Annotated in this window: 10 protein-coding genes; 3 read left to right on the top strand and 7 right to left on the bottom strand. The window is 62.3% G+C overall.

All coding sequences use genetic code 11. From position 1 onward, the window contains the following. Positions 1-143: 143 nt before the first annotated feature. Together ACQKIK_RS05225 and ACQKIK_RS05220 are read right to left on the bottom strand one after the other, a co-directional pair. Positions 144-485, bottom strand: a complete 342-nt coding sequence (locus ACQKIK_RS05225) for a zinc ribbon domain-containing protein YjdM (protein WP_241530250.1) — start codon at positions 483-485, stop codon at positions 144-146. Positions 486-642: 157 nt separating this feature from the next. Then, positions 643-1,125, bottom strand: a complete 483-nt coding sequence (locus ACQKIK_RS05220; protein ID WP_241530251.1) for an acyl-CoA thioesterase — start codon at positions 1,123-1,125, stop codon at positions 643-645. A 355-nt stretch (positions 1,126-1,480) separates the two neighbouring features. Between ACQKIK_RS05220 and ACQKIK_RS05215 the strand changes: the two genes are divergently transcribed. The 3 genes from ACQKIK_RS05215 (at position 1,481) to ACQKIK_RS05205 (ending at position 4,518) form a co-directional block, all read left to right on the top strand. Beyond that, positions 1,481-2,161: a c-type cytochrome gene (locus ACQKIK_RS05215; RefSeq protein ID WP_046163871.1), complete on the top strand. Its 681-nt coding sequence runs from the start codon at positions 1,481-1,483 to the stop codon at positions 2,159-2,161. A 231-nt stretch (positions 2,162-2,392) separates the two neighbouring features. After that, positions 2,393-3,892, top strand: coding sequence for a catalase (locus ACQKIK_RS05210; RefSeq protein ID WP_499135200.1), 1,500 nt, complete (start codon positions 2,393-2,395; stop codon positions 3,890-3,892). Between the two features lie 74 nt (positions 3,893-3,966). Continuing rightward, entirely contained in the window at positions 3,967-4,518 is a 552-nt protein-coding gene (locus ACQKIK_RS05205; RefSeq protein WP_241530253.1) for an ankyrin repeat domain-containing protein, read from the top strand. Here ACQKIK_RS05205 and cynS read toward each other — a convergent pair whose 3' ends face one another. From cynS to ACQKIK_RS05180, 5 genes are all read right to left on the bottom strand, one after another. Beyond that, positions 4,519-4,968: a cyanase gene (gene cynS, locus ACQKIK_RS05200; protein ID WP_241530254.1), complete on the bottom strand. Its 450-nt coding sequence runs from the start codon at positions 4,966-4,968 to the stop codon at positions 4,519-4,521. A 118-nt stretch (positions 4,969-5,086) separates the two neighbouring features. Continuing rightward, positions 5,087-5,848 (bottom strand): phytanoyl-CoA dioxygenase family protein, encoded by a 762-nt coding sequence (locus ACQKIK_RS05195; protein WP_241531106.1) that lies wholly within the window; start codon positions 5,846-5,848, stop codon positions 5,087-5,089. Positions 5,849-6,087: 239 nt separating this feature from the next. Beyond that, positions 6,088-9,744, bottom strand: a complete 3,657-nt coding sequence (locus ACQKIK_RS05190; protein WP_499134975.1) for an AAA family ATPase — start codon at positions 9,742-9,744, stop codon at positions 6,088-6,090. Beyond that, positions 9,741-10,976, bottom strand: a complete 1,236-nt coding sequence (locus ACQKIK_RS05185; RefSeq protein ID WP_499134974.1) for an exonuclease SbcCD subunit D C-terminal domain-containing protein — start codon at positions 10,974-10,976, stop codon at positions 9,741-9,743. Before ACQKIK_RS05185 ends, ACQKIK_RS05190 begins: the two co-directional genes overlap by 4 nt. A gap of 1,135 nt (positions 10,977-12,111) precedes the next feature. Further along, on the bottom strand, positions 12,112-12,984 hold the full coding sequence (locus ACQKIK_RS05180) for a helix-turn-helix transcriptional regulator (protein WP_046163868.1): 873 nt from the start codon (positions 12,982-12,984) through the stop codon (positions 12,112-12,114). Positions 12,985-13,098: the final 114 nt, after the last annotated feature.

The raw sequence follows: 13,098 nt of genomic DNA, 5'->3' as shown, positions 1-13,098 counted from the left end.
CCGCCGTGGCTCCGCTCGGTGGATCGATGGAGCGCGATCCACCCTACGGACTGCATTTGCCGCGGGGCGCGCCTCCCACCAGAGCGCGCGGTGTGGTTTTTGTGCTTATGTAGGAGAGCCGTCCCGGCGCGAAGCTTTTCGCTTCAAACCTTTCTGACGAACTCCGACTTCAGCTTCATCGCACCGATGCCGTCGATCTTGCAGTCGATGTCGTGGTCGCCGTCAACCAGGCGGATGTTCTTGACCTTGGTGCCCACCTTCACAATCAGCGAAGAGCCCTTGACCTTAAGGTCCTTGATCACGGTGATGGTGTCGCCGTCCTGCAGTGTGTTGCCCACCGAATCCTTGATCAGCTTTTCGTCTTCACCAGAGGACTCTGCAGCATTCGCCGACCATTCGTGGGCGCACTCCGGGCAGACCAGCATCTGGCCGTCTTCATAGGTGTATTCGGAGTTGCATTGGGGGCAGGCTGGCAAAGCGCTCACGGCGGATCCTCATTGGCGGTGCGAAAAGCCGCGGATTGTATAGGGTTTTATTGGCTCGCGGGCGGGTGCGCCAGGACGTAGAAACTTGCGAACCTAACGAGAATCGCTGGCCGCTCCGCCTGAGCGAATGAAGGCGGAGGTCGGCAGCCAGCAGGGCTCAGTAATCGTCTCTGAGCGCGCGGTAGCGCTCTTCCAGCTCCCGGCGAATCTGTCTGCGCTGCTGGGCCTGGGCGAAACGACGCTTCTGGTCGGGTGTTTTTGGCACCAGCGAAGGCACTGTAGCGGGGCGGCCGTCCTCACCAACCGCCACCATCGTGAAGAAGCAACTATTGGTATGACGAACCGTTTTCTGTCGGATGTCTTCGGTGATTACTTTGATACCGATTTCCATTGAGGTGTTGCCGACGTAGTTGACCGAGGCGAGAAAGGTCACCAGCTCGCCAACGTGCACCGGTTGGCGGAAATTCACCTGATCGACCGACAGAGTCACCACGTATTGGCCGGCGTAGCGGCTGGCGCAGGCGTAGGCCACTTCGTCCAGATATTTCAACAGCGTGCCGCCATGTACGTTGCCCGAAAAGTTGGCCTTGTCCGGGGTCATCAATACGGTCATGGTCAGTTCGGCATGTCCATCAAGCATGTTGCGCGGCTCGTGCTGGCAAAAAGGGCTGCTACTTTAGTCGAATACGAGACGGCTGTGGCCCAGAAATCTGCGCCATCAGCCGTTTTTTTTCGGGTGGTCAATGTGGCAATAGCGCGCAGGCCGGTGTTGCCTCATCGCCCTTTGATGAACCGGGTTCAGCATGGTCGCTCGCGCCCGCCCGTTGCGGCGCGGATCGTGAAGCACTCAGATGTTGCGAACAGGTGCTCGGGCCCGGAAATCCAGTGCGGTGGTGTGCGGCTTTATTGACCTGCGCCAGTATCGCGACTGTTTTTCTCCCTATAGTCCGGAGGCTGCCGTACACGCCTCATCACCCCTCAGTGCCGGACTTGCCATGCGTTTATTCAGCCTCCTTCTGCTCAGTTGCCTTGTTCCCTTCGCCCATGCCAGCGAAGAGGCGATGGAGCGCTTTCAGCATGTAATGGGCGATGCGTCCCGGCGCCAGCAGGCGTATGCGGCCGGCCAAGAACGCGCGCTCTTCTGCGGTTACTGCCATGGCGAAAACGGCAATAGCAAGCGCCCGCATATTCCCAATCTGGCTTCGCAGAATCCGATCTATCTGTTCCATTCCTTCGAAAAATTCGCCAAGGGCGAGCGCGTCGATTTCGTGATGTCGAAACTGGCGAAAAGCTTGTCGCTCGAAGACCGCGTCAACATAGCCGTCTACTTCAGTCAACAGAAGGTCGAGCCTACTGCCGCTGCGTCGGATGCGGCGCTGGTCCAGCGTGGTGGAGCCTTGTTTCAGCGCACCTGTACCGCCTGTCACGGCAGCCATGCGCAGGGCAAGGAGACCATGCCGCGATTGGCCGGCCAGCCTGATGAATACATCCGCAAGGCCCTCGGCCGTTTCCGCAGTAATGACCCGAGCCGAGCCGGTTCAGTGATGATCGGCATCGCTGGCCAGCTGTCCGAGGCCGACATAGAGGCCCTGGCCGCCTATCTGACGCAGCTGCAGCTGAGTGAACAGCAGGAGCAGCAGGCCGCCGCACAACTGCTCGGATCAAATACGCGCTGACCTCATCCGCAACGCCGCCATTGATACACCCGCTCTCTTGCGTGCTGGTGCGCGTCGCTTATCTTGAGGCGTGAAACAACCAGAATCTGGCTATCACGCCGCTTCGCTTATTCAATTGGGGCCCAGGAGCCCGTCCTTCTAGTCTTGCTCAGCGTTGCGCGACGCAACCTAAAACTAGAAAAGGACGTGACGATGTACCGAAACCTGCTTGGCTATTCGCCTTCGCGATTGATGCTCGGTCTGCTTGCCGCAAGCGTACTTTCGCTTTCTGCCCATGCGGCTCCTCTTACCCGCGACAATGGTGCGCCTGTAGGCAACAACCAGAACTCGCAAACTGCCGGCCCCAACGGCTCGACCCTGCTGCAGGATGTGCAGCTGCTGCAGAAGCTGCAGCGCTTCGGCCGTGAGCGTGTACCTGAGCGAGTGGTGCATGCGCGCGGTACGGGCGCCCATGGCGAATTCACCGCCACCGACGATATTTCCGATTTGTCCTTGGCCAAAGTCTTTGAAAAGGGCAGCACGACGCCGGTATTCGTGCGCTTTTCCGCCGTCGTGCATGGCCTGCATTCGCCGGAAACCCTACGTGATCCCCGTGGCTTCGCCACCAAGTTCTACACGGCAGACGGCAATTGGGACCTCGTCGGTAACAACTTCCCGACCTTTTTCATCCGCGACGCGATCAAGTTTCCGGACATGGTCCACGCGTTCAAACCGGATCCGCGCACCAATCTGGATGACGACACGCGTCGCTTCGACTTCCTCTCTCACCATCCGGAATCCACTCGCACCCTGACCCTGCTGTATTCGAACCAGGGCACGCCGGCCAGCTACCGGATGATGGATGGCAACGGTGTTCACGCCTACAAGCTGATCAATGATCAGGGCGACGTGCACTACGTGAAGTTTCACTGGAAAAGCCTGCAGGGTCTGAAGAACCTGGATCCGAAGGAAACCCAGGAGATGCAGGGCAAGGACTACAGCCACCTGACCTCGGACCTGATCGCCGCTATCGACCGAGGCGACTATCCGAAGTGGGACCTCTACATCCAAGTGCTCAAGCCTGAGGATCTGGCCAAGTTCGACTTCGACCCGCTAGACGCCACCAAGATCTGGCCCGACGTGCCGGAGCGCAAGATCGGTCAGATGGTGCTGAACAAGAACCCGGACAACGTCTTCCAAGAGACTGAGCAGGTCGCCATGGCCCCGGCCAATCTGGTGCCTGGCATCGAGCCCTCCGAGGATCGTCTGCTGCAAGGTCGTCTCTTTTCCTATGCCGATACCCAGATGTACCGCGTCGGCGCCAACGGCATGAGCCTGCCGATCAACCGTCCCAAGGTTCCCGTCAACAACGGCAACCAGGATGGGCAGCTGAATAGCGGGCATTCCACCACCAGCGTCAACTACCAGCCGAGCCGTCGCGAGAACCGCGAGGAAACCCCACGGGCGGTCTACAGCAAGACTGCACTGACCGGCACCACCCAACAGGCGCCTATCTACCGCGAGCAGAATTTCAAGCAGACCGGCGAGCTGTACCGCTCATTCAGCAAGAAGGAGCAGACGGATCTGATCAACACATTGGGTGGCGAATTGGCTAAGGCTGATCAGGAAGCGCGCTACGTCCTGCTGTCGTACTTCTACAAGGCGGATGCCGAATACGGCGAAGGCCTGACCAGGGTCGCCCAGTCCGACCTCGAGCGGGTCAAGGCGCTGGCCGCCAACCTGAAGGATTGATGCAGCACGGCTGTCGCCACGCACGACGGCACTGACCCGAGCCCGGCTCGGGTCATCTATTTCAGGAGCAAAGCATGAAGTGCTTTTATCTGATGGCTGTTTTGCTGCTCGGCTGTGGGCAGGCAATCGCCGCGCCGGAACTGAACGCGGTGTCGAGCGACGCCGAGCAGGTCCAGACCCAGCTACGCCATTACTTCTTCAACGCAGCACGCTTCGGCAATAACCAAATTCTCGACGAGTTCATTCAGGCCGGATACGACCTCAACACTGCTGACGACAAGGGCTACACCGCTTTGATCCTGGCGGCCTACAACGGTCATCCGGACACGGTGGAGCGGCTTATCGCTGCCGGCGCCAATGCTTGTGCTCAGGATGCGCGCGGCAACACCGCCCTGATGGGCGCGATCTTCAAAGGTGAGCTGCGCATTGCCAAGCGCTTGCTGGCCGCCGAATGCGATCCCGATCAGCGCAACCATGCAGGCCAGACCCCTGCCATGTATGCCGCGCTGTTCCAGCGGGATGCCTTGCTCCAAGCGCTACGCGAGCGCGGTGCCGATATCGAGGCAAGCGATCCGATGGGCAACAAGGTCGAGAGCCTGGCGCGTGGAGAAATTCGTACCCGCTGATCAATAACTCTTGTACGGCAGGAACTTGCCCGACAGGACGACGTTGACCCGGTCACCCTTGGGATCCGGCTGGCGCTGGATGTCCATGGAGAAATCGATGGCACTCATGATGCCGTCTCCGAATTCTTCGTGGATCAGCTCCTTGATGGTGCTGCCGTAGACGTTGACCAGCTCATACCATCGATAAATGAGTGGATCGGTGGGCACGGAGGTGGGCAGTGACCCTTTATAGGGCACGATCTGTAGCCAGGCGACGGCTTCGTCTGGCAGCTCGAACAGCTTGCCGAGGGTTTCTGCCTGAGCCTTGTCGAAGGCCATCTGACCCAGGCAACCGGCGGTGGTCCATTCCTTGGACATGCCTATGGATTCTGCGATCTGGGTCCATTTGAGGTGCTTGCGGACCTTGGCAGAAACGATCATCTGGGTCACTTGGCTACGGCAGGAAATCATTGTGGGTTCCTCTTCGACTGGAGTGAGCGAGCCGCGTATTGCGGCTGGACGCACACTCCGATGCAGAGGGTGTGCCAGTCGGTTGCCTATCGGGATGGCCGCGCCATATCCATCCAACTCAATCGTATTCCGACGGATCATGCTCGCCGAGCAGACGCCGCTGCCTCGGCGTGGCAGCGGCGATCACATCCGGGTTGAACCGCCATTGCAGGTATGGCGAGAACTTCTGCGCCACCATGCGGCGGCCGTAATGCACCTGCAGCAGGTAGCGGCTGCGGTCGGCCGTGCGATTGCGGCTGCCGGCGTGCCAGAGGTCGCTGCGAAACAGCAGCACGTCACCGGCTTCGCAAAGCACTGGCTGTGGCTCGCGACCCTGCCAGCGGAGTTCACCCGTGTGTGGTTTGCGACCGGACCGGTGACTACCGGGTATCACCAAGGTAGGGCAGAGGTCTGCATCGATCTGGTCGAGATAAATATGCGCCGTGCAGACCTGCATCGGCAGCTCGAACGCTGGATCGTGTGACCAGTGCTCGGGCAGCTCCAATGCGAGGTAATCGGCATGCAGTTCACCGCCAACGAAGCCCGGATGGCTGCGCCAGGCAGTCTGGCCGATGACATGGCAATCCGTGCCGAGACAGGCTTCAGCCAACTCGATCACACCAGGAGGATCGAGCAGGGGCAGCCAGGACGGATCACGGTTAAAGACGCATTTGTAGTGATCGTCGACCAGACCCTGGTAGTCCCAGTGGATGGGTTCGAGGCGATCGATGGCCGTTCGCACAGCCTCAACCTGCGGCGGTTGCAACACCTGGCGCAGCAGAACGAAGCCCTGCTCGTGCATGGCCTGTAACTGCGCGGCGGTGCTGCGGCTGGGTGACATGGCGGTCAATTCGGAGATGTTCACCGTTATCGACAGTTTGCTGAAAGCTTGGGTTCGTATCCTGCTGGCGCTGGTGATGACCTGTCGTCGCAGCAGGCACACGGCCACAAGCGGTGAGCCCGTTTCACCCTTTCCTGTGCGAACCCCGGCGCGCAGCCACAAGCGGCGTCTGCCGGGTTCGCTTCTAGCCTCGAATGACAGCGAAGCTGCTGCTCAAGGCCGTCAAGTTTGCCTGAGTTCTAGACGCCCGCTCCGCTGACGATCCTCAACCCGCTCTGACCATTGCCCTGTCGCTGCACCTGAATCTGCACCGGGATGCGCTCATGCATCTCCGCCACGTGTGAGATCACCGCCACTTTGCGGCCCTGAGCCTGTAGCGAATCCAAGGCGTCCATGGCGATCTGCAGGGATTCCGGGTCGAGGCTGCCGAAGCCTTCGTCGATGAACAGCGACTCGATCTTGAGCTTGCTCGACGCCATCGAGGCCAGTCCCAGTGCCAAGGCCAGCGAGACGAGGAAGGTTTCTCCACCCGACAGCGAATGCACCGAGCGCAGCTCGTCGCCCATCTCCGTATCCATCACCAGTAACCCCAGCGGGCTGCCGCCGCGCTTGAGCCGGTAACGCCGGGCCAACTGTCGCAATTGCACATTGGCGTGCTGCACCAGGAGGTCGAGGTTGTAGGCCTGGGCGATCTTGCGGAAGGCACCGCCGTCGCTGGAGCCGATCAGTGCGGCGATACGGCCCCAGCGCTGGCTTTCGCTGGTGGCCTCGGCGATCTGTTGAAGCAGTGCTTGGCTCTGGTTGCGCCGGCGGTCATCGTCGAGCAGCGCCGCGCGGGTCTCAGTGCTGCGTTGCTCGGCTGCGTTGCAGTTGATTTCCTGTTCCGCGTACTGGCGTTTCAGGGTTTCGCCATCCGGCGCATCGGGCTGCCCGGCCTGATGCGCGGCCAGCCGCTGCGTGCAGCCGTCCAGCCGTTCACGGCTGCGGGCGAGCAGTTCGGTGTTGGCGCGCAGGCGTTCGCGGGCTTCGGCGAGCAATGAGTCGTCCAGTTGCAGCAATTGGGTGAGGGTCGCATCGTCTAGATCGGGATGCGCAGCGCGCCAGGCGTCAAGCTCGTCGCCTAGCGTTTTGCGTTCGGCCAGCAGCTCGTCGCGGCGCTCGGCGCAGTTCTGCTGCTCGCTGGAAAGCCGGGTCAGCTCGACGCGCGCTTCGTTGAGTTGCCGGTCAATGTCGGCCTGGTGCTGGCGAGCAGTCTGGATCGCGTTCTCCAGTTGCTGCTGCCAGGCCGCAGCGCTGGTTTGCTCGCCCAGGCTTTCGCGCAGGCTCTGACGACAGGCCAGCTCGCGGGCTTCGAGTTCGGCGAGGCGGGCTGCGCAGGCCTTTTGCTGATCGAGACGATTCTGTTGCTGCAGCTGCTCACGTTCCAGTGCGCTCTGGCGCTGTTGCTGCTCCTCAGCGACCTCTGTTTGTTGGTCGATCTGCTGGCGCCGGGCCTCGACCTGGCTGTCGAGCTGCATGAAGGTTTCGGCGGGTGCCTCGCGCCAACGGCTGAGCAGGGCGGCCGGTAACAGGCCGGCGAATTCGGCCAGCTCCTCGTCCAATCGTGCCTCATCGCGGGATATGGCGTCGCGCTGGCCGGTGAGGGCCTGGCTCGCCTGACCGCAGGCGTCGCGTGCACTTTGCCAAGCGTGCTGCAGGGTTTCGCTGCGCTGCTGCAGCGCCAGTAGTTCGCGCTGGCGGACGTTGGCCGTGGTGATCTCGGTTTTGAGCGTGGCGAGTTTCGTGTCCAGCCAGGATTGGCGTCCTGTTTCCGGCTCTTGCAGCAGCTCGGCATAGAGGGGAAGTGCGGTCAGTTGCGGCTCCAGCTTCGCCAGCTCGTCGGCGATTTCCGCGTGTCGCTGCGCGTTCTGTTTGATGCCGGTGGTCAGGGCGATGTGCTGGTCGCGCAGCGCCTGGAGTTTTTCATCGTGACTCTTCAGCTGCAGCTGGGCCTGCTCGGCTTCGCGCTCGTCACCCTGGTCGAGGGCAGCGAGCAGCGCCTTACCATCATGCCAGGGATGCTCGAGGCTGCCGCAGACGCTGCACGGCTCACCGGGGGCCAGCGCCGCGCGCAAGGCTTCGACATTAGCGCTGCGGGCAAGGCGCTGGCGCTCCAGTAGGGCCTGCACCACCTTGAGCGCCTTTTCCGCGTCATCGCGTTCCGTGCGAGCGAGCTTGCCGGCTTGCGTCAGAGCGTCAAGCTCCTGCTGCTGGCGGCTCTGCTCATGGCGCAACGTCCGCTGCTGATCTGTTAGCTGCTGATGGCGGGACCAGATCCCGAGCAGGGTTTCGCCTTCGCGCTGGGCGTCGCGCCAAACGTCGAGCCCTGTGTTCAGTTGCGCGAGCTGGTCGGCCAGGCCCGTTGCGCCGCCAATCCCAGTTTGCAGTTCGTCGAGCGCCTGGCGTGCCTGCACCTGTGCAGCCTCGGCAGTCTTGGCAGCAGTTTCCAGAGCGGGGAGTTCCAGACGGCCCTGTTGCAGGCGCGCCGCGATTTGCACGGTCTGCTGCAAGCGCGGCCGGTAGCCAGTCCAGGCGGCGCACAATGGCTGCAATTCGGTGCTGCGGGCGAGCCCTTCGGTCAAAGCCGCCAGTTGGGTGGCGGCTTTTTCCTGTTGCTGTCGCAGCTGAGCAAGCGCCTGTTCGCCGGCCTTGCTCGCGGCTTCGGCGTGTTCGGTTTGCCGCCGCGCGTCACCCAGGTCATTGGTCAGATGGCTAAGGCGTTCTTCTTCTCGGCGCGCCTGCACCAGGTGGGGTTCGGCGGCCTTGAGCGCCTGCTCGCACGCCTCCAACGCCTCGGTCGAGGTCTTGCAGAGCTGCTCTAGCTCGTCGAGCCGCTGCTGCACTGCGCTGTGCTCGCGACCATGGCGAGCCAGGTTCTCTTCAACCTTCGCCAGCAGCGGTGCCAGCGCCTGCTCGCGGATGAAGCGATGCCGTTGCGGCGCCAGGAGTTCGAACAGCCCGAGGATGCGGCGGGCGTCGGCCAGGTTCTCATGTTCGGTTTCAGCATCGCTCAGCTGCTGCCGGGCGGTTTCGTGATCGCCTTGTAAGCGGGCCAGGTCCTGCAGCCATTGGCTTTGCTGTTTCAGCGTTTCGAGCTGTTGTTGCAGCGCCTTGAGTTCGGCCAGTTGCGTCTGGTGCTGGGCTTCCAGTGCCTGGCGTGCTTCGGGTTCGAGCGGCTGTACGCCGCCTGCCTGTTGTTGCAGAGCGGTGAGCGTTTCGCGAGCGCGCTTGGCGGCTTCGAATGCTGCCTGGCCGAGGCGGCTGTAGAGGCCGGTATCGGTGAGCTTTTCCAGCAGGGTGCCGCGGTCGTTGTCGTCGGCTTTAAGAAAGGCGGAAAACTCGCTCTGCGCCAGCAACACGGCGCGGGTGAACTGCGGCAGGGTCAGGCCGAGCTTGGCTTCGAGCAGTTCCCTGAACTCGCGCTTCTTGCCGCTTGCCAGCAGCTGGTCACGGTCCAGGTCCATCAGGCTCTGGTTGCTGGCCTGCAGGCGCCCGTCGACCTTTTCGCGGGCGCGCTTGACCTCCCAACGGGCGCGGTAGCGATGGCCATCCACGCCGACAAAATCCACTTCTGCGTAGCCACTGCCGCAGCCTCGGCGCAGCAGGTTGCGCTCGTCGCCGCTGCCGATCTCGTCGCTACCGTCGGGCACCTTGCTCAGCAGCGAGGCGCCATCGAGCCGTGGCGTGCTGCCGAAAAGCGCCAGACACAGCGCATCGAGAATCGTGCTCTTGCCGGCCCCTGTAGGCCCGGTAATGGCGAACAGGCCGGCGCTGGCCAGGGGTTCGGCGGTGAAATCGATGACCTGCTCACCGGCCAGCGAGGCGAGGTTCTTCAGGCGGATGGCGAGGATCTTCATCGGGCGTCTCCTTCGCCAGCGAACTCAACGCCTTGCAACAGGCTGGCGAAATCATCCAGTGCCTGCTCATCCGGCGGGTTGCCGAACTGTTCTTCCCAGGCGCGCGCGAAGAGCTCCTGCGGGGTGATCTGGTCGAGGCCCTGCAGCACATCCGAGTCGGCCTCACCGCGTTTCCCTGCATATTCACTGGCGATGCGCACCAGCCGGCAGGCCTTGCCGGTGATCGCCGTTTCGATGCGCTGGCGCAGGTCCGGAAGCGGCTCGTCGAGCTGCACGCGCACTTCCAGCCACGGCAGGTTCTCGGCAAACAGGCCCACCGATGGCAGCGCTTCGAGCTGGCTGATGACCTCGGCCAGCGGCGCGCGGCCGATGCGGATCATCTCCACCGCGCGGGGCACGGGAAGCGCCTCGACAGTGGCAAGCCTGTCGCCATCAAAACTCACCAGCAGGATCTGGTGCGGGTAGTTGATCTCGCCAAACGACAGCGGCAAGGGCGAGCCGCTGTAGCGGATGCGCTCTTGCCCAGCGACCTTTTGCGGCTTGTGCAGGTGGCCGAGGGCGACATAGGCGATGGGCTCGGGGAACAGGCTGGCGGGCAGGGCTTCGGCATTACCGATGACGATGTTGCGCTCCGAATCCTCCGACACCGCGCCGCCGGCCATGTGGGCATGGCTCATGGCGATCAGCGCCTGGCCGGGCTGGCGCTGCGCCTCGGCCGCGGCAATTAGGTGTTGATGCACATGACGGATGCCGGCCATGTAGTCCTCGCCCGCCTCACCGCCGGTAACTTCCGCCGGGCGCAGAAAGGGCAGGGCCAGGCACCAACCGGCCACCTCGCCCTTGGCATCGTGCAGCGGCACCAGCAGCCGACCGTGGTCGAGCTGATGGTCCGCCAGCCAGCTGATACGGCCGATGGCGTGGGCGTTCAGACGCCGCATCAGCGGCCCGGGCAGTTCGATGCGCCCGCCGGAATCGTGGTTGCCGGCGATCATCACGATGTCCAGCTGCGGGAGCTTTTCGTGGGCGCGGACGATGAAGTCGTACAGGCGTTCCTGGGCCTTGAGCGGCGGGTTGACCGTGTCGAAGATGTCGCCGGCGATGAGCAGAGCGTCGGGCTGGTGGTCGGTCAGCTGGTCGAGCAGCCAGGCGAGGAACTGCGCGTGTTCGTAGTCGCGGTCCTGGCCGTGGAGGGTCTGGCCGAGGTGCCAGTCGGAGGTGTGGATCAGGCGCATGCGAGGGGGCTTTTGGACGTTCGGTTGGAATTCACCGCAGCTTGGCGGAAACGGCGGTCAGGGGTCGTGTGTCGCTCTATGCAAGAGAGAGTCGGATGCCGAATTGCTTGCCCTTCCACGCAGCCTGTACTCGGCCTCCTGAAAGGGGCGACACCGGTGGTGTCTGATCGGGCGTGCAACGAAACGGTTGTAAGGACTGTATGTAGGGTGGGTAACGCGAAGCTTACCCACCGACTTTCTGGGAGGTGCAGTGCTGACGAGTCGTGCGCTGACGGTCGTGGAAAATGCTTCGCAGTTTTCCACCCTACGAAGCTTTGGATATTCGGGGTATAGCCCATTGGCGGTGGGCGCCGCGGCATGGGTTTCGCCCTGCTGGGCGAGTCACTTTTTCTTGAATGGCCAAGAAAAAGTAACCAAAAAGAAGGCCACCCCAACATCCGGGTTTTGCTGCGCAAAACTTCCCTCCCTCCAGCGCTGCTCTGGGGGGCGTCGCGAAGGGCCATCCCTGGCCCATCGCTCCTCGCTCGGCATCCATGCCTCGCGTCCCCCTGCGCAGCGCCTACGCTCGGCCTCCTGAAGGGGGATTGGGTCCGAGTTGCCTGTAAATTTACGAAGAGCCGAACAAGCACGCTGTGCTTGTTTGCTGGCGAGCGAACCAGCAGACGACTCCGAACGCCCCTTTCAGGAGGCCGAAGGGAATCGCTGCGTAGAGGCGCGAGCGGCATGGATGCCGCGAAAGGCGTAAAGGGTCGGGGCCGCCGTCGGCATGGATGGCCCTTGTACGCCGGCCCCCGGAGCGCGGATGGAATGAGGGAAGTCGAGCGCAGCGAACCGGGGACGCCTAGTCCGGTGCAGGGGCAAGACCTTTTGGTTCCTTTGGGCGGGGCCGGCCATCCGGCAATTGCCAAAAGGGACTCGCCCAGCAGGGCGAAACCTGAGGTGCGGGCCACCTTATGCGCTTTGTCTACTAAATCTAGTTGTGCCTCCGACGCCGGATCGCGAGCAAGCTCGCTCCTACGAATGGCGACGGGCCAGTGCGTTGCCCAATCAACAGGCGCTCCACTCGCAATCGGCCTAATGGAGGAGGGCGGGCGTATGAATTCGCCCTTACAGGGAAGGCGGCCGCAGGTAATGGTCATGTGTACAACCACACCTTCAGCCCCTGCAGATTCCTCACTTGAATCTGCTGCGCCGCCGCGTTCGCCTGCACGGTGTTCGGATCTATCTGATAGCGCTGCAACACGTACTGCACCAACGCGCCACGGGTGGCGATGCGCAGTTCACCGTCCTGCATGCCGTAATCGGTTTCGATGATCGATTTCTGCTCCGCACTGAGTCGCACATCCGGCTCGATGACCACATCTACCGGTGTGTTCCAGGCTTCGTCCTGCTCGAGCCTGTTCTCGCTTTCATCCATCAGGTCCGGTTCGCCACGGAAGCGGCTGAGGACGAAGTCGCGAAAGCCACGGTTCTTCTCGCAATAGGCGCGCACATGCCAGCGGGTGCCGGTGAACACCAGGGTATGCGGTGCCATTACGCGGATTTCCACATCCGGGTGGGCGAGGGAGACGTATTCGGTTTCCAGTCGCAGCCCTTCGCGGCAGGCCTTGAGAATTGGTCGCAGCACCTCGGGCCGGATGCTGCGGTCAGGCATGTGCAGCACTTCGGTGTGCGCGTAAGCCAGCGCCAGGCCTTCGATATGCGGGGCGCGGTCGCGGTTCTGATCCAGCAGGTGCAGGTAGGCGCTGGCGCTGCCATCGATGAACAGCGGCTCGAACTGCGGGCTCGGCTTGTAGCCTTTCAGATGCCGGTCATATGTAAGGTTTTCCGGCGCATGTTCGTTCAGGTAGGTGTTGATGTCCTTCGACGCTTGCTGCCGGCTGATGCCAAAACTCTGCATCAGGTGACCCGTGGTCAGGCGGCCTTCCCACCACGCAATCGTCTCGATCAGGCGGTACCGCAGTGCCAGATCCCAGCGAACCTGACTGATCGATTGCTTGCGTTTCATGCGCGCCCCATCTGTTGGAAATGTTTACGTGCGACTATCGGGTGACTCGACGTGTCGTGCGAAGCTACATATATTTAGGGCGTACTTCAAGCAAGCAGATAGAGGAACGCCCCC

It is taken from the genome of Pseudomonas sp. NPDC047961, from assembly GCF_050272435.1.
Classification (GTDB): domain Bacteria; phylum Pseudomonadota; class Gammaproteobacteria; order Pseudomonadales; family Pseudomonadaceae; genus Stutzerimonas.
This window is presented reverse-complemented; position numbering and strand designations above follow the sequence as displayed.